At 45.1% G+C, this 20,218-nt stretch carries 21 protein-coding genes, 2 tRNA genes and 3 pseudogenes; 17 read left to right on the forward strand and 9 right to left on the reverse strand.

Translation table 11 applies throughout. The features are described from left to right. Positions 1-472: 472 nt before the first annotated feature. The 4 genes from ACLQ3M_RS06495 to ACLQ3M_RS06510 all read left to right on the forward strand — a co-directional run bounded on the left by ACLQ3M_RS06495 (position 473) and on the right by ACLQ3M_RS06510 (position 4,593). Positions 473-958 carry a ribbon-helix-helix domain-containing protein gene (locus ACLQ3M_RS06495; RefSeq protein ID WP_411676884.1) on the forward strand — a complete coding sequence of 162 codons (486 nt, stop codon included), beginning with the start codon at positions 473-475 and terminating at the stop codon, positions 956-958. After that, positions 951-2,174, forward strand: coding sequence for a MobP3 family relaxase (gene mobP3, locus ACLQ3M_RS06500; RefSeq protein ID WP_411676885.1), 1,224 nt, complete (start codon positions 951-953; stop codon positions 2,172-2,174). Before ACLQ3M_RS06495 ends, mobP3 begins: the two co-directional genes overlap by 8 nt. 420 nt (positions 2,175-2,594) lie before the next feature. After that, positions 2,595-3,173 (forward strand): hypothetical protein, encoded by a 579-nt coding sequence (locus ACLQ3M_RS06505; RefSeq protein ID WP_411676886.1) that lies wholly within the window; start codon positions 2,595-2,597, stop codon positions 3,171-3,173. Positions 3,174-3,336: 163 nt separating this feature from the next. Beyond that, on the forward strand, positions 3,337-4,593 hold the full coding sequence (locus ACLQ3M_RS06510; protein ID WP_411676887.1) for a tyrosine-type recombinase/integrase: 1,257 nt from the start codon (positions 3,337-3,339) through the stop codon (positions 4,591-4,593). Between the two features lie 26 nt (positions 4,594-4,619). Here the strand turns inward: ACLQ3M_RS06510 and ACLQ3M_RS06515 are convergent. From ACLQ3M_RS06515 to ACLQ3M_RS06525, 3 genes are all read right to left on the reverse strand, one after another. Beyond that, a tRNA-Leu gene (locus ACLQ3M_RS06515) sits at positions 4,620-4,706 on the reverse strand. Positions 4,707-5,018: 312 nt separating this feature from the next. Further along, on the reverse strand, positions 5,019-6,014 hold the full coding sequence (locus ACLQ3M_RS06520; RefSeq protein ID WP_411676888.1) for a M23 family metallopeptidase: 996 nt from the start codon (positions 6,012-6,014) through the stop codon (positions 5,019-5,021). 53 nt (positions 6,015-6,067) lie between these two features. Further along, on the reverse strand, positions 6,068-6,742 hold the full coding sequence (locus tag ACLQ3M_RS06525; protein ID WP_411676889.1) for a sugar transferase: 675 nt from the start codon (positions 6,740-6,742) through the stop codon (positions 6,068-6,070). 159 nt (positions 6,743-6,901) lie between these two features. Here ACLQ3M_RS06525 and ACLQ3M_RS06530 point away from each other — a divergent pair, with 159 nt between their 5' ends. From ACLQ3M_RS06530 to ACLQ3M_RS06570, 9 genes and pseudogenes are all read left to right on the forward strand, one after another. Further along, a complete protein-coding gene (locus ACLQ3M_RS06530; protein ID WP_411676890.1) occupies positions 6,902-7,846 on the forward strand; it encodes an ROK family protein in 945 nt (314 codons plus the stop codon). Between the two features lie 35 nt (positions 7,847-7,881). Continuing rightward, positions 7,882-8,931, forward strand: coding sequence for an aldose epimerase family protein (locus tag ACLQ3M_RS06535; protein WP_411676891.1), 1,050 nt, complete (start codon positions 7,882-7,884; stop codon positions 8,929-8,931). 330 nt (positions 8,932-9,261) lie between these two features. Next, on the forward strand, positions 9,262-9,624 hold the full coding sequence (locus tag ACLQ3M_RS06540; protein ID WP_411676892.1) for a demethoxyubiquinone hydroxylase family protein: 363 nt from the start codon (positions 9,262-9,264) through the stop codon (positions 9,622-9,624). Positions 9,625-9,648: 24 nt separating this feature from the next. After that, positions 9,649-10,464, forward strand: coding sequence for a family 1 encapsulin nanocompartment shell protein (locus tag ACLQ3M_RS06545; RefSeq protein WP_411676893.1), 816 nt, complete (start codon positions 9,649-9,651; stop codon positions 10,462-10,464). Between the two features lie 25 nt (positions 10,465-10,489). Then, complete coding sequence (locus ACLQ3M_RS06550; protein ID WP_411677069.1) at positions 10,490-10,867, forward strand: desulfoferrodoxin family protein; 378 nt, start codon at positions 10,490-10,492, stop codon at positions 10,865-10,867. 82 nt (positions 10,868-10,949) lie between these two features. Beyond that, positions 10,950-11,504, forward strand: coding sequence for a rubrerythrin family protein (locus ACLQ3M_RS06555; protein ID WP_411676894.1), 555 nt, complete (start codon positions 10,950-10,952; stop codon positions 11,502-11,504). A gap of 361 nt (positions 11,505-11,865) precedes the next feature. Next, entirely contained in the window at positions 11,866-12,387 is a 522-nt protein-coding gene (locus ACLQ3M_RS06560) for a DUF4358 domain-containing protein (RefSeq protein ID WP_411676895.1), read from the forward strand. Positions 12,388-12,421: 34 nt separating this feature from the next. Beyond that, a tRNA-Gly gene (locus ACLQ3M_RS06565) sits at positions 12,422-12,496 on the forward strand. Positions 12,497-13,379: 883 nt separating this feature from the next. Further along, positions 13,380-13,615, forward strand: a pseudogene (locus tag ACLQ3M_RS06570) (DNA polymerase IV); the annotation flags it as partial. Between the two features lie 34 nt (positions 13,616-13,649). Here ACLQ3M_RS06570 and ACLQ3M_RS06575 read toward each other — a convergent pair. The 5 genes and pseudogenes from ACLQ3M_RS06575 to ACLQ3M_RS06595 form a co-directional block, all read right to left on the reverse strand. Then, positions 13,650-13,814: pseudogene (locus ACLQ3M_RS06575) on the reverse strand (transposase); the annotation flags it as partial. Between the two features lie 300 nt (positions 13,815-14,114). Beyond that, on the reverse strand, positions 14,115-14,489 hold the full coding sequence (locus tag ACLQ3M_RS06580) for a nuclear transport factor 2 family protein (protein WP_411676896.1): 375 nt from the start codon (positions 14,487-14,489) through the stop codon (positions 14,115-14,117). Positions 14,490-14,662: 173 nt separating this feature from the next. Then, entirely contained in the window at positions 14,663-15,316 is a 654-nt protein-coding gene (locus ACLQ3M_RS06585) for a flavodoxin family protein (protein ID WP_411676897.1), read from the reverse strand. 165 nt (positions 15,317-15,481) lie between these two features. Then, positions 15,482-15,949, reverse strand: a complete 468-nt coding sequence (locus ACLQ3M_RS06590; protein ID WP_411676898.1) for a VOC family protein — start codon at positions 15,947-15,949, stop codon at positions 15,482-15,484. 134 nt (positions 15,950-16,083) lie between these two features. Beyond that, positions 16,084-16,320 carry a TM2 domain-containing protein gene (locus ACLQ3M_RS06595; RefSeq protein WP_411676899.1) on the reverse strand — a complete coding sequence of 79 codons (237 nt, stop codon included), beginning with the start codon at positions 16,318-16,320 and terminating at the stop codon, positions 16,084-16,086. Between the two features lie 478 nt (positions 16,321-16,798). Here ACLQ3M_RS06595 and ACLQ3M_RS06600 point away from each other — a divergent pair, with 478 nt between their 5' ends. The 4 genes and pseudogenes from ACLQ3M_RS06600 (at position 16,799) to ACLQ3M_RS06615 (ending at position 19,339) form a co-directional block, all read left to right on the forward strand. After that, on the forward strand, positions 16,799-17,314 hold the full coding sequence (locus tag ACLQ3M_RS06600; protein ID WP_411676900.1) for a hypothetical protein: 516 nt from the start codon (positions 16,799-16,801) through the stop codon (positions 17,312-17,314). Then, positions 17,280-18,242 carry a hypothetical protein gene (locus ACLQ3M_RS06605; protein ID WP_411676901.1) on the forward strand — a complete coding sequence of 321 codons (963 nt, stop codon included), beginning with the start codon at positions 17,280-17,282 and terminating at the stop codon, positions 18,240-18,242. Before ACLQ3M_RS06600 ends, ACLQ3M_RS06605 begins: the two co-directional genes overlap by 35 nt. A 38-nt stretch (positions 18,243-18,280) precedes the next feature. Continuing rightward, a pseudogene (locus tag ACLQ3M_RS06610) lies at positions 18,281-18,801 on the forward strand (IS630 family transposase). Further along, positions 18,776-19,339, forward strand: a complete 564-nt coding sequence (locus ACLQ3M_RS06615) for a hypothetical protein (RefSeq protein ID WP_411676902.1) — start codon at positions 18,776-18,778, stop codon at positions 19,337-19,339. The pseudogene ACLQ3M_RS06610 and the gene ACLQ3M_RS06615 overlap by 26 nt, the downstream one beginning before the upstream one ends. 126 nt (positions 19,340-19,465) lie before the next feature. Here ACLQ3M_RS06615 and ACLQ3M_RS06620 read toward each other — a convergent pair whose 3' ends face one another. Beyond that, a complete protein-coding gene (locus ACLQ3M_RS06620; protein WP_411676903.1) occupies positions 19,466-20,107 on the reverse strand; it encodes a hypothetical protein in 642 nt (213 codons plus the stop codon). Positions 20,108-20,218 lie beyond the last annotated feature (111 nt).

Below are 20,218 nucleotides of genomic sequence, written 5' to 3' on the forward strand. Positions count from 1 at the left end.
TTTATTGTTCTATTTTAGTCAGTCTGATTCTAATTCACCGTTCCACTGACTAGCAAGAAATTTATAACCCATGGAAAAAAGTTAATTGAAGCTGTTAATTCCAGCGTCTTCCCTAAGTAAGCAGATAAAATATCGGTTCTAATAGTTATTATAAAGCATTGTATTTATTATAAACATTATATCATTTCTGTTTCTTTTTTCTACCAGTTTCACACAAGTATTTTTTGGAAAATATTAGGTAATAGGAACACTTCTGTTTTCGCTTTTTCATGGAGCGAAGCGACCAAGCCCCTGCCGGTAAACCGGCAGGGGTAACTTAATGCCAAAATCTCAGATTTTGGAGTTAAGGCAGGAATAGCCGTCATACTTCCGGCGCGTTTACAGCTTGAAAGCAGAGCTTTCAACCGTTCTCTTCGGTATGATTTTATATTCTCAGTATGATTTTCGTCATACTGCGGAAAGAAGGGGTCGTTTGCAGAAAGAAGCATGTAAAACAGAGCGCAAAACGCTCCATCTGCCGGTTGACACCATCAAGGCATTGGAAAAGCTGGCGGCGAAAAACGGGACAGATTTATCGAAGGAGATCCGACATGCCATCGACGCCTACCTTGATGTTTCCGTCACCGCCGAAAACATCAATATGATTGACGGCGTGATCCATCAGGAGCTTGAAGTCCAGATTAAAGCTCTTGGCAATCGACTTGCCGCCATGCTCAACCGCCTGACGATTATTTCCGCTGCGGGTTACTACGCAAATATCGCCATCATTTCCGATCTGATCGATACCGACCGGTATTCGAGCTTTGAAAAAATCGAGAGCATCGCCCGCAAAAAGGCTCTTGCCTACGCAAATATGAAAAGCGCCGACGCTCTCAGAGCCTTTCTGGATGACGAGGAAATGAAAAAAGCAGTCAGCGACTTGAAGGGAGGGCCAAAGCACGTCGATTTTGATGTATAAGCAGCGGTTCCGAAATCCCAACTACCGCAAGACACCCAAATGCAATTACGCCCACATCGGATACATTGCCACTCGTCCTGGTGCCTCCAAAAATGAAGGAATGCGCCACGGCCTGTTTGGCAAACTGTCTCCCAGTAAGCTCACCGAGTTTGAAACCTGGCAGGAAGCTGCGAGGGATGTCCGAGAACTTTCGTACCGCAGGGTCAACATGTTCCGTGGTATTATCTCGTTTTCTCCGGAAACCGCCGCCGAGCTGAAGCTGAACGGGCACGAGGCATGGGAAGAATATATTGAGCGGCATATTATGACGCTTGCACAGAAAAATGGAATCCGCGCGGAGAATCTGTCGTGGGTGGCAGCGCATCATAACGAGCGCGGCCACCCACATTTGCATGTGGTGTTTTGGGACAAAAACCAGAAGCTGATGAAAAACTACGTTTCTCCCAAAGTTCCGAACAGTATCCGTATCCAGCTTATTAAGGACACTTTTCCGGAGAAGATTGCGGAATATTGCAGGCAAAAGGGCAAAATCAAGGGCGAATTGAATACTGTTACCGATGAGCTGATTACTGAGTTCGACGAATATATGCAGAAACTTTACCCAAAGGAATACCGCCGTCTGAAAGAAGAATTTGGACGGATTGGCGAGGATGAGCTGTTGACCTCTCCCCTTGACAGCATGGTGGGCAATATCGATCTCGCACCGTATCTGAAACGGCTGTTTGTACTCAAAGATAAAATGCCGAAGCAAGGGCGGCTTGTAGATAAGCTCTTGCCCGCGGAGGTCAAAGCTGAGATTGACACCTTTGTTTTGGAGCTGAAAAATTCCAACGAATATATCCGGAACCTCGTAGCCGATTACGCGGAAAGTAAATGCTGTCTTGCCATGCTATACGACAGCGATCCGGAAAATATGGAAACATATCGAAAGCAAGCGGTCGCCGAGGCAGACAAGTTAATTGCAAACAAAATTCTCCGTGTCATCAAATCCATACTGCGCAAAGAAAGAGAATTATCCTCATTTGAATTCACGCAGGCAAGAAAGGAATGGTACACAGAGCAAATGATTTGTGAAATACTGATGATGCTGGAACAGAATATCATCAGCCTTGACATGGAATACGATGACGCGCAAAAGTCAATGGGCACCGAGCTTTCCAAAACGGCAAAAAAGGAATGGTACCTGCGGCATAAGGACAAGGGTATGGAAGTTTAACGCTTCCGTGTCCTTTTTATATTACTCTGACCGGACATCTGTCCGGTCTGGAAGGGATTGAAAAGAAATGGATCATATCACAGCAGCCAATACTTATCGTCGGAACGGCGTTCAAATTTTATCAACCGGCCCGTATTACGGGGTACTTGTAACAGAACAGCCTCCCTTTCAGTTCCCGGAAGGGCATCCGTGCCATGGCTGTCCCTACACTCTGCGAACCAATGTCCCATCCTGCATGTTTCCTGAAAGGAAGAACGGTGGATGCTTTTGGCACGATATCAACAAAAGGTGAATCAGGAATGGGTACGATCCCTATAGAGACAATTTACGCTGCTTTGCGAAATACACTTTCGAGCTGTATCCACTGATAAAGCAGAAAAAGCAACATACAAACCATAAAGAAGAACTGGAGGAATAGTCATGCATAGCAAAATCGACTTTTATAAGCAATTTTTCGAACAGCTTGCAAGGCGGGGATTTCAAGTGCGCCGATCCGAGTCTTCCGATTATCTCGCTGACATCTATCATAAAGGCCAACTTGTTGCGTTCTATACCAAGGGGGACACCATTGAGAAAAATCCGTTCGTGTCGGTTCGAGACAAGATAATCAACCTAATCAACGATACGGCGAAAGAGACCGCCCTGAAAGCCGGAATTTGCAGCGAGTGTCCGTATTCCGAAGCAAATGAAAAGCTGACGAACGGTTCTTACAAGCTGGCGGAGTACAACGGAGTGACGCTGGCCTGCAAACAGCATCATCTATTCGGCTATGTATTTTCCACCTACCGCACCGCGCCCGAATCCGATGAAATCATGCAGCGCCAGTTTTTCTACAATCGGGAGTTTGCTGGACAGGACTTCGCCAAACGTAGCGGTCTTGTGGACGAAAAAGCCCTGTTCACCGAGACGGAGCTGAAAGCACTCCATGCCAGTCTTGTCAAAATGAACGTCCTCGACAACAACGTTTCCAACGATGAACGTCTATCCGTGGGGCTATAAAATTCCCAAAATCCATGTGCTGAAGTACTTAAAGGTCGAGGGATATTTGACGGAAAAAGATGAATTTAGTGTGGTAAAGCGTTGAATTATAATTAGGTATCTGCTACAATAAAGCTGTCAATGGCAGGTGCCTCTGGCTGCAAAAAAGGAGGTATTCAGTTTAATGGTTACAGGGCATCTGCGCAATAAGAACGGCATCTATCAGATTATTTTGAATTACAAAGACGCTAAGGGAAAATACCGGACAAAGTCCGTTAGTACGGGGCTTCCGGTCAGGGGCAACAAAAAACGGGCGGAGGACATGCTTCAAGCGGAGCGGAAAAAATTTGAGCAAGAGCCAGCAAATGATAACAAAGATGTGCTGTTTTCAGACTATTTATTGAGTTGGCTTGACATGATGAAGAACAGCATTGAAATTACAACGTATGGTTCGTATTTCTACATCGTCAAGAATCACATTGTTCCATATTTCAAGGCGAAAAAGCTCCTGCTTCGGGACGTAAAGCCGAAACATATTCAAGATTTTTATCAGTACGAACTAAACGACAAAGGGGTTTCCGCAAACACGGTTATCCACTATCACGCCAACATTCGAAAAGCTTTGCAGTATGCATTTGTGACAGGGATGATTCCATCCAATCCAGCTGACCGGGTACAGCGCCCTAAGAAGCAACCGTTTGAAGGAAACATCTACAACGAAGAAGAATTGGAAAAATTGTTTCAGGTTGTCAGGGGAACACCGATTGAACTGGCGGTTCTTCTGGGTGCGTTCTATGGACTGCGAAGAAGCGAGATTGTAGGGCTAAAATGGGATTCCGTAGATTTCGTCCAAAAAACCTTTTCAATTCGACATACCGTTACGGAAGTCAGCATCGATGGTAAATTTCTGACGGTTGCACGCGACCGTACCAAAACAAAATCCAGTTGCAGAACATTGCCTCTTGTGGCTCCTTTTGAAAAGGTACTGAAAGAACTGAAACAGAAGCAGGAAGCGAACCGGAAATTATGTGGAAATTCTTATTGTAAAAAATATCTCGATTACGTTTATGTAAATGAAATTGGAGAGCGGATTAAACCGGCATATCTTACGGATCATTTTCCCCGAGTTCTGGAGAAAAACCATATGCGCAGGATTCGTTTCCACGATCTCCGCCACAGTTGTGCGAGTCTTCTTTATGCTCATGGGGTAAGCCTCAAGGAAATTCAAGAGTGGTTGGGGCACAGCAACATCAGCACTACCGCCAATATCTACACGCATCTAAGTTTTGATTCTAAGGTTTCCTCTGCCAACGCGATTCTGAAAGTTTTCCCCGAAGCTTCATCCCTTACACATCCCTTACAGGAAAATGCGGTAAATTCCACGGATTCCGTAAATTCAGCGAAGCACAAAAAAGCAAAAAAGGTCTCCAAACCCGCATGAATACTGGGCTTGGAGAGATTCAACGCTGGTGCCGCCAGCCGGACTTGAACCGGCACGGAATCGCTTCCGAAGGATTTTAAGTCCTTTGTGTCTGCCAATTTCACCATGGCGGCAAATCTTTAATTTTGAAATTCCTGAATTAACGACTTCGGAAAATTAAGGGATGCAAGTAAGGGATGCGAAAGAAAAAACGGGTTTTGCTTTTGAAAAAACTCAATAGCCATGCGGGTTTGCAGATTCCAAGCGAGAATGGACTGAACGGATTTTAAGTCTTTTGTGTTTGCCAATTTCACCATGGCGGCAAATTCAATTTTAACTTCCCTGAATTTTTACTCTGAGCCTGCCGATTCCACCACAGCGGCTCGGTTTTTAGCAGAAATCATTATACCATAGCCCGGCGGCAAAAGCAAATCAAATCTTATTCTTTATGATTCGATTTCAACATCTTTGACACGGTAATATTCTTTTGTCTCCGCGACACGGTAAACCTCAGACTGATGCTGCCGGAGCAGCTTTGTCAGGGCGTAAACGTCCACCCAGATTTCGTTATTGCATTCTTTCTGGCTTTCGTCAAAAACCAACTGAAGTCCGAAATGCAGATGGCTGACCTTGATATTATTTACATTTTCCTTGGAACTGTATCCCGTGCGGCCGACATACCCGATCACATCGCCCGCCTTGACGGTATGACCGACGCCAAGACCGGCCGCATACGGGCGGTTTTGCCGAAGATGCGCATAGTAATAGTACCGCTTGGTGTCAAAGGAGCGAATCCCGATTCTCCAGCCGCCGTACTGGTTCCAGCCAAGCGCTTCCACGACCCCGGATTCTACCGCGATGACCGGTGTTCCGGTTGCCGCCATCATATCGTGACCCAGGTGGGGCCTTGAGTACCCATAGGTGCGCTGTACCCCGAAATCATCACATTCCGAGTAAGGAAATGTCTTCGCAATCGGCGAATAGCCGATCAGACCGTATTTTTCCTCGTCGTCTTCCCGGTATTTTCCGAGAAGTCCCCCCAGCACCGCCGTATAGGCTTCCAAATAGTAATGATAGTATTTCATATCCTTGGTGATTTCATCAATGCCGGCAGTTTGCAGCTTTTCAACGAAAGCATCCATGTCGGAGCTTTTGTAGCGGGTGAAATCCCCACCGTATTTTGCCCCCAGATAAGCGAGAATCTGAATCCAGCTGAGGTTTCCGCCTTGTTCATGGGATTTGATATCAAGATTCATGGCTTTTTTCAGGGCAAGATACGAAACGTTGAATTCAACATATTTGATGTATTTGGCTTCTTTTTTCTCCTGAGTCTGTGTAGGAACCGACTGATGGACATAGCCGGCGGAAGCGGTCAGAAGGACAACCGCCAGAAAAAGGAGTAAAACTGTTTTCAAGGCCTTTCCTGTATGGTAAAACAACATTTCATCCCCCGCTGTTCTACCCAATCATATGAGAATCGCCCTGAAAATATTGCTCAAATTACAGCTGCAACGGTTTGAACCATAATTTTTATGTCACCCCAAACGCTGACTTTGCGAATGTATTCCAAATTCAGCTCAGTTTTCGGCGGCAGGATTTGTTCCATGTAGATCCGGTCCGGGTCGCCGGAAGCAACCAGAAGCCTGTCTTCATCCTTAAACGCAATGCTGGAAGGCGCCGTAATTCCGGGGCGTACCAGAAGCGTCGCCATCCCTTCGGGGCTATAGGCGTCCACATAACGCCGAACTTCCGGCCTGGGGCCGACCAGGCTCATGGTTCCGTTTAAAACATTGATCAGTTGGGAGAACTCATCCAGCCTGCATCTGCGAATCAGCTTACCGATTCGCGTAATGCGCGCGTCTTCACCGGTGGTGACGGCGGGCCCGATTTTATCCGCGTTTTGTACCATCGTTCGAAATTTAAATATTTTGAAATCCTGATTATAGCGCCCGACACGTACCTGACGGTAGAAAACCGGCCCCGGGGAATCCAATTTGACCGCGATTGCCAAAAGGAGCAAAACAGGCGAAAATATCAAAAGAATGAAAAGAGACGCCAGGATGTCTCCGGAGCGCTTTAAAATCAGCGTCAAGCGTTTCTTTCGCAGCAGATTCCAGTATTCCTGGGTAAACTCATTTTTCATCGTTGGCGGAAGAGCTTTCAATGTCATGTCTTTTCACCATTTTCAATTTATAAATTTATTGTACCATTATATCACAGCTTTTAAGCATATGATTTATTTTTTGAATTCGTATCAATCGTATTTACATTGCTCTAAAAGAAATGCTATACTGATAAATATCACGGGGAAAAAGGAAGGATATCTCTTATGTATTATCTTGGGATTGACCTTGGGGGAACAAATATTGCAGCCGGTGTGGTCGATGAAAATTACCGGATTACGGCAAGGGCAAAAAGAAAGACCTCCGTGCCATGCACGCCGCAGGAAATCACAGAACAGCTTGCTTTAACCGCTTTGGAAGCGCTGAAAAACGCGCATCTGACTTTAAATGATATTCCTTATGTGGGAATCGGAACACCAGGCACGGTCAACCGGGAAAGCGGAGTGGTTGAATTCTCCAATAACCTTTTCTTTGAAAATCTTGAGCTTAAAAAGCTTCTGTCCGAACGGCTGAAGCAGGATGTGATTCTGGAAAACGACGCCAACGCGGCGGCGTTCGGCGAGTACAGGGCGGGCGCCCTGAAAGGGGCCAATAACGCGCTTGCAATCACGCTCGGCACCGGGGTCGGCAGCGGTATTATTATTGACGGTAAAATTTACGCGGGCAGCAATTTCGCGGGCGGCGAAATCGGACATACCGTGATTGTGGCGAACGGAAGGCCCTGCACCTGCGGCCGCAAGGGCTGCTGGGAAGCTTACGCCTCCGCCACCGGCCTGATCGCCATGACGAGGGAAGCCATGCAAAAGAACCGGGATTCTCTCCTGTGGAAGCTGGCCGGCACTTTGGAAAATGTGGACGGCAGGACCGCGTTCGAAGGCATGAGGGCAGGTGACCGGACCGGAAAAGAAGTTGTGGATGAATACATATTTTATCTTGCGTGCGGCCTTGCAAACTGCATTAACATCTTCCAGCCGGATATTCTTTGCATCGGCGGAGGAATCAGCAACGAAGGGGAGTCGCTGATGGTTCCCCTTCGCAAAGCGGTCGCCGCCGAAAACTACGCGCGAAACGCTCAGCATCAAACCCTCATCTGCCGGGCGCTGCTCGGTAACGACGCGGGAATTCTCGGCGCTGCTTTGCTGGGCGTATAAAATTAGATTCAATGAATCGCGGGAGGAGTATAAGGATGGAAAAGCTGGAAATTGGCAGACTTTCCGACGGACGTCCCGTTCAGAAGGTGAGTTTGAAAAGCAAAAACGGGATGACGGGCGAGTTTTTGAATTATGGGTGCCGTATCGTTCGTTTGACGGTCCCGAACCGTGACGGGGTTTTTGAAAACGTGGTTCTGGGACACGATTCACTGGCGGAATATGAGGCTCCCGGCGATGTGCAGGGCGCCGTCATCGGCCGTTTTGCCAACCGGATCGCGGGCGGGGAGTTCAACGTCGGCGGGAAGTCTTATCATCTTGCCAAAAATGAGGGGAACAACACGCTTCACAGTTCGGCGGCCGGGTTCCAGAACCGCCTGTGGCAGGTAAAGGAGACCACGGACGGCGGCGAGCCGTCTGTAACCTTCTCGCTCCTGAGCCCGGACGGCGACGGAGGATTCCCGGGCAATTTGCGCGCGGAAGTCACCTACACTTTGACGGAGGATTATTCGCTTCGGATTGACTACCGTGCCGAAACGGACGCTGAAACGCCGCTGAATCTGACAAACCATTCCTATTTTAACATCACGGGAAATGCGGCAAAAGATGTTCTTGGCATGGAGCTGCGGGTGTTTTCGGACGCAATGACGGAAGCGGACAGCGGTTTGATCCCAACGGGAAGGCTTCTTCCGGTCGAAGGGACGCCGTTTGACTTTCGCTCCGCCGCTTCGATCGGTTCTCAGATCGGCGAGCCCGATCCTTTTCTTGTCCTGTGCGGGGGATACGATGTGAATTATGCTCTGAACGGCCCGGAGGGAATCAAAAAAGCCGCGGAGCTTTTTGATCCTCAAAGCGGAAGAGTCATGCTGGTCATGACCGATCTTCCCGGCATTCAGGTGTACACGGCGAACAGCTTTGCCCCTGGCACAGTTGGATTCGGAGGAATTGAATATCAGCCGCATCATGCGGTCTGCCTGGAAACGCAGTATTTTCCGGATTCGCCTCATCAGCCGGATTTTCCTTACCGAAACCTGGCACCGGGCCAACGGTTCCATTCCACCACGATTTTTCGCTTTGAATGCAGATAAATTATTGAAAAAACAGTCTAAAAAAAGTCGGAGCAGCCGTGCCGAAAGGTATCGGGAGCTCCGGCTTTTTGCTTAAAACAGCGAGCTCCCGTGCCCTCAAGCACTGTTTATGGTCTTATCAGAGCGGAACCCACCCCCGTAACCCCAGAAACTCCTGAGGGATAACCGTCGAAGAGACAACGGTTCGATTCTTTCTCTGGGAAGATGAGCACTGCACAAAATGATATTTTTTATTATTTTTTTGTAAAAAGCCTTGCAAATTGGAAAAAGTTATGATAAGATAAACTCAGAAATTAAGAATGATTATTATTTAATTGGAGGTTGATTCAAATGCCGGCATTTGCAAATCCGTTTTCAGGCAATGTTGAACGAAAAATGAGCCAGGAGGAACTGATTCAGGCAATCCGTTTGGATATTGCCGGAGAATTGGAAGCAATCTACCTTTATGATGCACACGTTCAGGCAACGGACAATGTAACGGCCAAGACCGTAATCGCGGATATCAGGGATGAGGAAAAAGCCCATGTCGGAGAACTGATGACGCTTTTGAGAACACTCGATCCGAAGGAAGCGGAGCTGTTTGCCTCCGGGGAATCGGAGGTCCGGGAAATGCTGGAGGACCTTGGAATTTCCAAGGGGGAGACAGACCGGACCGCGGCGGATCTAGCAACCGTTGGAAACCTGTTGGAATAGAAAATCAGGAAAGGAGAATTGAGGATGAGTTACCTGTCAAGAGAGAGCTCCAACCTATCTGCGGAGCTGTGGCAAAAAATCGATACGGCGGTGTTGGAGTCCGCCAGAAAGACATTAACCGGTCGGCGTTTTCTTCATATTTTTGGACCGCTTGGGATTGGTGCGGAAAGCATTCCTATCGACAGCGCGGGACAAGTCGGCGAAGTTGTCAATAACGGCTTTATTACGACGAAAGCCAGAAAATACATGGAAATCCCCGCCCTTTATCAGGACTTTACCCTGACAGCGAGAGACCTGGAAAACAGCGCGCGCCTCGGTTATCCGGCGGATCTGACCGGAGCGGTGCATTCCGTGCAGGCATGCGCCCGGATGGAGGACAAATTCATCTATTTCGGGAACGGCGATCTGGGCTATGAAGGCTTAATGACCGCTTCCGGAATTCAGAAGAGGAAAAGGTCCGATTGGAAGACCGGCGAGAACGCTTTTACGGACATCGCCGCAGGAATCGGGAGCATGGCGGCAAAAGAGATTTACGGCACCTATGCTTTGTCTCTCAGCCCCGACCTCTATCTCGATCTTCAGCGGATACAGCCGGGAACCGGCCTCCTGGAAATTGACAGAATCAAAAAGATGTTGGACGGAAAGGTGTACCAGTCGGCTGCTCTGGGCAGCGGCAAGGCGGTTTTGGTTTGCTCTGAGCCGGCTAATATGGATCTTGTCATAGGGCAGGACCTTGCGGTCGCTTATCTGGAGCAGAAGGAACTGAATCACTGCTTCCGTGTTCTTGAGACCGTTTTGCCCCGTATCAAAAATAAAAACGCTGTTGTGGCGTTTGAATAAATTTAAATTAATTTAAGGAGAGATCATTATGTCAAATGCAGATTTTTATCGTTGCGAAAGATGCGGAAATATTGTTGTTAAGGTGAAAGACGGCGGCGGAACGCTCGTGTGCTGCGGTCAGGATATGACGAAGCTGGTGGCGAACAGCACGGATGCTGCTCAGGAAAAGCATGTGCCGGTTGTGACAAGGGAAAACGGCAGGATCAAAGTTGCCGTAGGCTCCACACTGCATCCGATGCTGCCGGAACATCACATTGAGTGGATTGCGCTTGTTTCAGGCGAAAGGGTGGAGATTAAATATTTACAGCCGGGTATGCAGCCGGTCGCCGATTTTGAAGACGCGGAAAGCGGAACAGTTTATGAGTACTGCAACCTGCATGGTCTTTGGAAAGCGGAGTTTTAAAAGGAATTCTAAAACGGTGAATGATTGAAGCAAAAACTTCGAATAATACCGGTACCATTATATTTCAGGAGGTTATGACGGAATGGCAGTACAGAATGCAATGACTGCGGACTATCTTCGCTCCGCCTATGGCGGCGAAAGCATGGCGCACATGCGTTACCTGATTTGGGGCGATATGGCCGAAAAAGAAGGCTTCCCAAAAATCGCGAAGCTGTTTACGGCAATCGCCTATGCGGAACGGGTTCATGCCGGCAACCATTTTAAGGTGCTCGGCGGTTCAACATCCGATTCCACGGTTGCGGCCGGCGGGGTTTTCGGGACCGGCAAAACGGCAGAGAATCTTCAGGGAGCTATTAACGGCGAACTTCACGAAGTAGAACAGATGTATCCGGTATATCTGAATACTGCGGAGTTTCAAAACGAACCCGAAGCAAAACGCTCTTTTCATTTTGCACTGGAAGCGGAGAAAGTCCACGCAAAGCTCTTCCAAGATGCCCAGAACGCGGCAAAAGCAGGACGAGATATGGAATTGAAGGCTGTTTATGTTTGCCCTGTTTGCGGCCACACGGTTCTGGACGGAGCGCCGGACCGATGCCCGATTTGCGGAGCCAAAAAGGAAATGTACAGGCAGTTTTGAAAAAAGACCGAGCGAATCCCCGCCGAAAGGCGGGGATTTTTTGCATAATTTCATATTATGTCAACAGAAGCGGAAGTTTTTGTTTCAACCGGTTTTTTTCAACATGTTTGTCTCGATTGTTGAAAGGCTGGGGTTTTGCTGCCGCCGTAAGATGAGAATTGTTGAAAACTAGGTGGAAAGTGTTGAATAGTCAACAACGAAATTCTACAATATTAAAATAAAAAACAAGTTTATGTAAAGTACAAGTAACCGATCAGAGTCGATCGTCATCTATATTTTTCTTATATGTAATTATTTAACCTTGAAAATAATGTAAAATACAATGGCGATTATTAACAAAGGCCGGAAAGGAGGCACCAGGATGGAGAAAACGGAACAGAGCGGGAGAAAGTGGATTATTTTCACCGTTGTCACTTTAATTTTTACGATCGCAATCCTAACCTGTGCTTTTTTGATGGTTCATCATATTCGCGAGAATTACGCGAGATATACGCCGGACCAGATCACTCAGCAAATCATAAAAGAACTGGAACCGGAAGATCTGGTTAAAGTAGAACCTGGACAAATCTCAAAGCATTATGACATACCGGACGGAGTTATTGAGGCAAGTTCGCTGTATATGAGCAAATCCAGTGAAAGCGCATCGGAGCTTGCATGCTTTCTTCTGACCGATACGTCAAAAAACAATCAGTTGCTGCAGGCCATTCATGCGCACATCAGCGCGAAGGCCTCGGGATTCAAGAGCTTGAATCCAACCCAGTACAATGCCCTGAAGAATGTTTTGATTTCACAAAAAGGGCGATATGTTCTGGTTTCTGTGGGAAGCGTAACAACGGCGGAGGAAAAACTGTTTTTAGATTTGCTGAGTCAAAAAAACACTTGAAAATCCGGATAGGATATGATAGAATATTTTTCATGCGGGAGTAGTTCAGTGGTAGAGCGTCAGCTTCCCAAGCTGAATGTCGCGGGTTCGAATCCCGTTTCCCGCTCCAAAGATAATTTGGGGAAGATTTTCCTCTTCCCCAGTTATCATAAAATCAAGTGTTCAGCTTGTGAGCATTTGATTTTATGATAAATCCCCCGTAGGTTTAATCGCAACGGGGGCTTTCATAAAAAATATATTACAAAGCTACATTGGGATAATCAGTCCCAGCCCTTCATTCGTCGGGGCCTGCCCAATGCGGTGATGCGTTCAAGGCAGAAGTATCATTATCACTTGCCGGGATCGTCGCGCGACATGCAGTTGGTCGCAACAGCGCCTGTGTCCGCTTCGCGGTTTCTGATGTTTCCGCCCCCAGCTAAGAAACGTTTTTGTAATTTCCCCAATCGGTCAGAACGATTGGCAGAAATATTTTCAAAGTGCGCCAACCTCGCGCATCGATTGCGGAGCAGTCGAAACAAGAGGTACACAGTGTCTTTCACTGTGGATTGGGTTTGTGGAAAAAATAAGTCTGCACCCTCAGTTGCCAATAAGGGTACAGACTTGAATCTATCCGAAATACGCAGTAAAATAAACCACGCATAATCGGCATTCACAAGTCATATGGGTTCTAGTTACCCTTATGGCGCATGGGGACTAATCATTTGGACGATGGTTAATCCTCTGTGGATGCTATTTTTTTGTCCACATACAGGAATTATATACCGGTTTTCGGGAAAAGCAAGTTTATTTTTTCCGTATTTTATATTTTGTCAATAAAGCGGAACCGGTTCCGCTTTTTGCCATGCAGACTATTTGCATGGCCTTTTTATTTCATCAAATTCCCATTGATATTTCAGAACACTTGTTCTATACTAATACAAGAACATGTGTTTGGAAGTGGGAATTTGGAACGGGTCATTCTTCACAGCGACTGCAACAGCTTTTATGCCTCCGTGGAATGCCTGCACCGACCGGAGATCAGGGAAAAGCCGGTCGCGGTCGGCGGCGACGTTGAGCAGCGGCACAGCATTATCCTGACGAAAAACCAGATCGCGAAACGGTATCATGTCAAGACCGGAGAAGCCCTCTGGCAGGCAAAGCAGAAATGCCCCGATCTTGCATTGTGCCGCCAAACTATGAGCTTTACATGCGTTTCTCACAAATGGCCCGCCGGATTTACCGGGACTATACCGATCTCGTCGAACCGTTCGGTTTGGATGAGGCCTGGCTGGCGTGTACACGGTTTCCCACGGCCCATATCTTTCTGGAAGATCACGCCAGGGTGCGCCGCTTCTCGCAATCCAGAGGATAGCGTTCATTATTAGGCGGTTGTCTTTTGCAGGACACCCCTGCTTTTTATGTTTATCCGAAGGAATATAATCCTTGATGCGGTTCCATTCTTCATCGCTTAATTCATATCGTTGCCATTTACATTACCGCATCAATTATACCATATTTGTGCATCTTTTCTTTTTCAAACACGCCCTAACTTAATTGTATTCTGAGTAATTCTTTTTACCTCATCAAAATCATCAAGGTTTGCTTTGATAATTTCCATATTTACGACCTTTCGAATGCACAATTTATTCTATGCGAAGCGTAAACGGTAGAGGATACGGCAGCAGTTAAACATTATGCGAAGCTCGGGAATACTCACATCTGACCGTTGTGCTAATACAGCAATTGCATCATTGAATAGGTTTTCCAATGTTTTTTTCCGTACGCCATTGCGGTGCACATCCATCATCACCCCAATATTCGTCAATAGCCTTAATGCTATTACCCATCATCTGAATAAAGGAAGTTACATGGAAGGACATACCCTCAGCCCATACATGGGTAACCGTAATAATAAGATCATCTTTTTGCTCAATTCGTTCAACTGTTCCATTCCAGTTCCCAGGGTAGTCACAATTTGCTCTTAAGAATTCTTCTACGCCGAATTGCTCATTTGTATTATGCCAACGTATATAAGCGTCTCTGCAGAAATAGCCTCTTAATTTTTGTTCATCCTGCGTTGCGATACTTTCCCAATATTGTACTATGAATTTTTTATAATCCATCTAATCCCTCACTTGTTTCAAACAAACTGAATTTATTCGGCTTACGTGAGCATTTAAATTTTGCGGAGTGAAATTAAGTAAACAAACTGCGAAGTTCGCACTGCGCCTCAAACTCCTAAGTTTGCTCATAATATACAATCCCATGGAAGTTCAATCTGCTGCTTCTTGTACTATTAATCCGTACAACTTTTTGATAGTCTAGCGCCCATGTTAAAGGCTTTTTGACAGGTAGTTGGAAATTGTTCTGCTCTCACCTGAGCCTTATGCTTTTCATCGTACTTAGATGCTTCATACTTGGAATAATCATCAAATTGATAAGTATCATTTGCAATCAGTATTTCCGAAGTTCCGCCTAATACTTTCAGGGCTTGTTGGTTCTGTTGAAATATGGTTTCATAGCTTCGGTGCTTCATAGTTTCTTCTGTAACATTCATGGTATAAATAAAGCCTGAAGCTATTTTCCCTTTAAATATAGTTTGGTTGTCGACGTTATAAGAGAAATTAGGAAAGAGCAGCCGTTCCAGAAAACATGACATTTCTCCAGTGATACGATTGAGATAAATAGGCGAACCTAATAGTAAAACATTGCATTTTAAAATTTTTTCAAGGCAATCCGACAGATCATCTTTCATTGCACAATGGCCAACAAACCTAGAGCTTTTTCTTTTACAGGCAAAGCAGCTTGTGCAGCCACTAAACTGCAGGTCATACAAATGAATAAGTTCTGTTTCGGCTCCGATTGAGTTGGCACCATCAATGGCTTTTTGCAATAAGGTTGCAGTATTCCGATTCCTTCTCGGGCTTCCATTTACGGCAATTACTTTCATATAAAATCATATCCTTTTGCATTAATTCTTTACAATCGGTCGAATTATATAAAATAATCTGAATTTGTTCTGGCTTCTCATTATTCCGCTGATACGAAGCATCCAAAGAGTAAACATTACGCGAAGTTTAGCTGGGGTGCTGGGGTGCCCCATTATGCTCATAACCTATGCTAAACAAGATACCACATAATCAAGCGGCACATCCATATGAGCAGCGACTTCCTCTTCTGTAAGTCCGCCGTCAATAAATCGCTTAACAACTACAACCATGCTTTCTCCAACCTCGATAATGTGCTTATCTAAATCATAGAAACGTACTACACGTTGTCCCCACGGATGTTCAAACAGTGGATGAACGTATTCAATGTTTTTGAAATTCTCCAGCTTGGCGGCAAAGCTTTCAATATCGTCATCTTCAAAATACAGTTCTGTCGCGTTATTTCCGAAGATGATTTCATTGTCTTGTTTGTGTATAAAATCTTTCCATGTATCGAATGTCTGCAAATTGATCCCACCCGTTAAAGTAACGTTTGCACCGAAATCAGCAATAATATCCAGGCCCAAAACGCTGTGATAAAACTGTTTTGCCTTTTCCATATTTTTTACCGCTATCAATGTCGAAGTGTATTTCATACTGTACCTCCAAGTGTTTATTATAAAATAACATACATTCATGCTGATTGTTATATGCTGCCCTCTATTTTACCGAACCGGAACTAATAAACATTATGCGAAGCTCTGGATAGGGTAGAGACGACTCATTATCCCTACCAGACCTTCACTTCTAAACCATATTGGTCTTTAAAAACGCCGCAAATAATCATAATAAAATCAATAAGGGAACCGATTCCAAAAACGCCCGCTGTAAGGAGCCAAATGATGCCGGTCCCAACTTTTCCAACATAAAAACGGTGAATACCAAAAACCCCTAAGAAAAAACATAGCAATAAGGTTGCTAACCTGCTTTTGGGTGAAACCGGGATTGGAACAGGCTGATAATACATGACATATTCTCCTTCTTGGGGAAGTTCTTCAGATTATGCATATTCTTCACGATGCGCTTCCGAATTACACAACGCACTTAAAAGCGATTCTAACAGAACAAATAAGTCCTTCTTATATAATTTTAAACAAATATACTCGCAATCAAAAAATTTGTTTTGCAGTTTCCGTACGACCCTCTTTGCTCATTATTCCGCTTACACGAAGTTTATATCCACTTCAGATTAGCAAATTCGATTAAAAACATTATATATCAAAGTGGACTTTTTGAGTAGATCAAAACACAAAAGGTTAAAAATTTTGCAATTATCTTATGATTTACCCCAAAAAAATTTCTTGTTTTTGCTCTTATCTGTGCAAATGATTTAAACAGGATAAGTGAAAGGGGGTTATTAAACTCCCGAAAAAACGAGAGGGGTGAATTCACTCCGAAAGTATTATCAGGAAGCTTCAGACAAATTAGTCAGGAGGTACGTAATAATGGATCAAAAAATTATGTCGTCGGCGCAAGGGGCAGTATCAAATATTCAGTTTTCTTACTTAAGCAATGGCGGCTGGAAAACATTTAGCGGTCAAACAAAAAATGCCATGGACGGGATTAAGATTCAGACAAGCTCTAACAGCCCCTATTATCTGCAGTATCGGACCTGGAATCAGGGGAAGAGCGGTTATTATCCCTATGTCAAAAGCAATGTAAATGACTATGCCGGCGCATCGGGGAGGCCTATTCAACAGCTCCAGATACAGGCATATCAAAGAGATGGGACCAAGCTAACGGAACGTATCGTTGTGATGTATCGGGCCTATGTGGACGGAGAATGGCTCCCATGGGTAAGTAATGCCGATCCGGAATGGATGAGAAGCGTTCAAAACAAATATGATTTAGACGGCACTCTTGATCCCAACGCTTCCTACGCCGGTCAATCGGGGGCTGCTATCAGCGGAATCGAAATTCGTGTTTATGAAAGAAGAACTAACCGGGGATTTCTCAGGTGATGAAGTAACCGCATCCTTAAGCTATATGGCGGACAGCACCTCAAATTGGAATGATTTTGAGAAAAGCACCGTAACGTCTCATATTGATGGAATCAAAATACAAACCGGTACAAACAAGCCCTATTATCTCTCATATAAAACATGGAATTCCGGAAAATCCTCCTATTATCCTCCTGTAAAGAGCACTGTCGATGATTACGCAGGTTCTGCCGGAAAGCCGGTTCAGAGACTCAATATTCAGGCTTTTAAAAATGACGGAACAAAATTGTCTTCCGGTGTTATTGTGATGTATCGCGCCTACGTGAACGGAGAATGGCTCCCATGGGTAAGTAACGCCGATCCGGAATGGATGCGAAACGTCCGAAACAAATATAGTCTGGGCGGTACTTTGGACACGGGAGGCTCTTTTGCCGGGATAGCCGGTGAAGACATCAGCGGCGTTGAAATCCGTATTTTTGAGGATGATTCCTTAAATGCCGGAACGGATGATTTTTCAGGGGATGAACTCAACTTGTCGCTAAGCTACATGGCTGACAGCAATAACAATTGGACTGGTTTCAGCGAAAACGTAACCGCATCGCATATTGATGGAATCCACTACGATGAGGGTATAAAAGTAAACGCGATTAGTAAGGCAGTGCGGGTCAGTACTTCGGCGATTTATAGACTGCTTAAAAAGAAGCAGAAAACCGGGACGATCGAACCATCATATGAAAACAGTGGCAGACAATCGGAAGTAACACCGGAAAAGTTGGCAAAAATGGAAGCGTTGATCGCTGAGAATTCGGATATTACCCTTGCGGAAATCAAAGAAGCCATGCAGCTGTCTATCCAAAAGTCCGAAATCAGCAATATTCTTCGCAACAAGCTGGGGTTCCGATATAAAAAAAGATGGTACATGCCAGCGAGCGAGACCGGTCAGATGTAAAAGTTAAACGCACCATCTGGAGTAAAATGCAGCGCACAATGCATGCGGCTTCGCTGGTGTTTCTTGATGAAAGCGGCGTCAACACGAATTTGACCCGTCGGTATGGCCGAGCCAAGGGGAAAGACCGCGTGAAGGACAGCGCTCCGCTGAACACACCTAAAACTACAACAATTGTGTCCTCTGTGCGACTTGACGGCACAACGGTTCCCCAATTCTTCTCAGGCTCCATGAATGGCAACATGTTTCTTGATTACATACAGCATGAACTCGTTCCATCGTTACATGCCGGGGATTTGGTTATCATGGACAATCTTCGCTGTCACAAAGTGAAGGGTGTCAAAGAAGCAATTCAACAAACCGGCGCGCACTCTACCTTCCTCCGTATAGCCCGGACTTCAATCCGATTGAAATGATGTGGTCAAAGTTAAAAGCCGTCCTGAGAAAGGTCAAAGCCCGAACGGTGGATTCGTTGCTTGAAGCTCTTCCAAAGGCGTTTCAGACTGTTTCTGTAAGTGATATTAGGGGATGGTTTCGTGAATCTGGCTATTCGCTTTCTTAAGTGGAATTGCTGTAATATTAATAAAAACTTTGAAACAGTAATCGGACTGGAATATGATGAGGAGGTAAATGAAAGCGAAAAAAAGCCAACATGTTTAAGTAAACCAACCTTTAATGTCCTAAAATTTATTTCGGGGCTCGAGTTCGACAATAGTTTGGATAATCCTTGGTTTGATCCTCATATGCCAGCCCTTGCTTCTCTGGCGGGAATGTTCATCGGCGGCGTCTTAGCTGCGTCTAAAAGTCAGGTAGGAACTTATCTGGACATTCACTACTACAAAGTTGCAGAAACAGGGGAAAAGAGAGCTACTGTTAATTGCGGTAATTCCGACTACTATGACATGTTCAATAATTGGAATTATAGCATTTTCCACTCCTTAAGAGATGAACATGGTATCACCGCTTACCCCGAAGATAGAATCCCTGGCTGGGAAGATGCAGTAAACGACTTTGCAAGGTATCAATATGAGAAATTCAAAGGGATACCAGCAAATGATAATTACAAATACGATATCCAAAGGAAAAAATTGAAATCGTAGTTTTTGATGATTGGCAGATAATCGAACGGTTTAATATTATTGAACTCCTAAATCCAGTCACTGAATTGCAGGAAGACATAAGATCATTGTTTAACGTTCAGACTTACTAAAAGATAGACCAGAGAGCTACTCAATGCAGTTCTCTGGTCTATCTCTATTTTTCGTTTCAATGACCTGCAAGGAATCCATAACCCATGGAAGGACATCTCCTGAAGAAAGTTTATTGGAGCTATTAAGTCCACCAACGGCAAAATACGGAATATCCTCACGGAAACAGTAAACATAATTCGAGATTTTCTCCTGATATTCATAGGTATATTTTACTTCTGCAATTCGGCCGTGGGTTCCCTTATATACCTTAAATTGAAAATCTGATGCATTGCCGCCAACCTCTTGAAAATGTTTCATTATGGTGTTTTTATATTCTTCCGTTTTACCTTCAAATAAATTTTTGTATTGCTGGATATCTTCCTGAGAATGATTATCGGAGTAATTTCGGACGCCGATCATCAAGGAAATATCTGCGTCAAGATCTGAGGAATAGGTGTAGCCAGGAAATCTAGCTTCTACAGAATGGCTGGTTAGAGATACCGAATCCCATCCTTTGGGAATCGACCATGTATAGGTTGCATCTACATTCTGATCTTTATTTGTAACTGTTTGCATCTCAACAGGACATTTCCCCAATGGTTCCAGTTTTTGTTTATTGCAGCCAATAGCAGAGGAAAGAAGAAGCAAACAGACCAGAATTAAAAGAAATCTTTTCATGTAATCCTCTTCTCACAGTAAAATAATATTTATAAATATACCATACAAGCAATGAGCTGTCAAAATGTTTCAGTAGGCATAAACCTAATCAAAATTCATATGCCTAGGGGA

Source organism: Caproicibacter sp. (assembly GCF_046707225.1).
GTDB lineage: Bacteria > Bacillota > Clostridia > Oscillospirales > Acutalibacteraceae > Caproicibacter.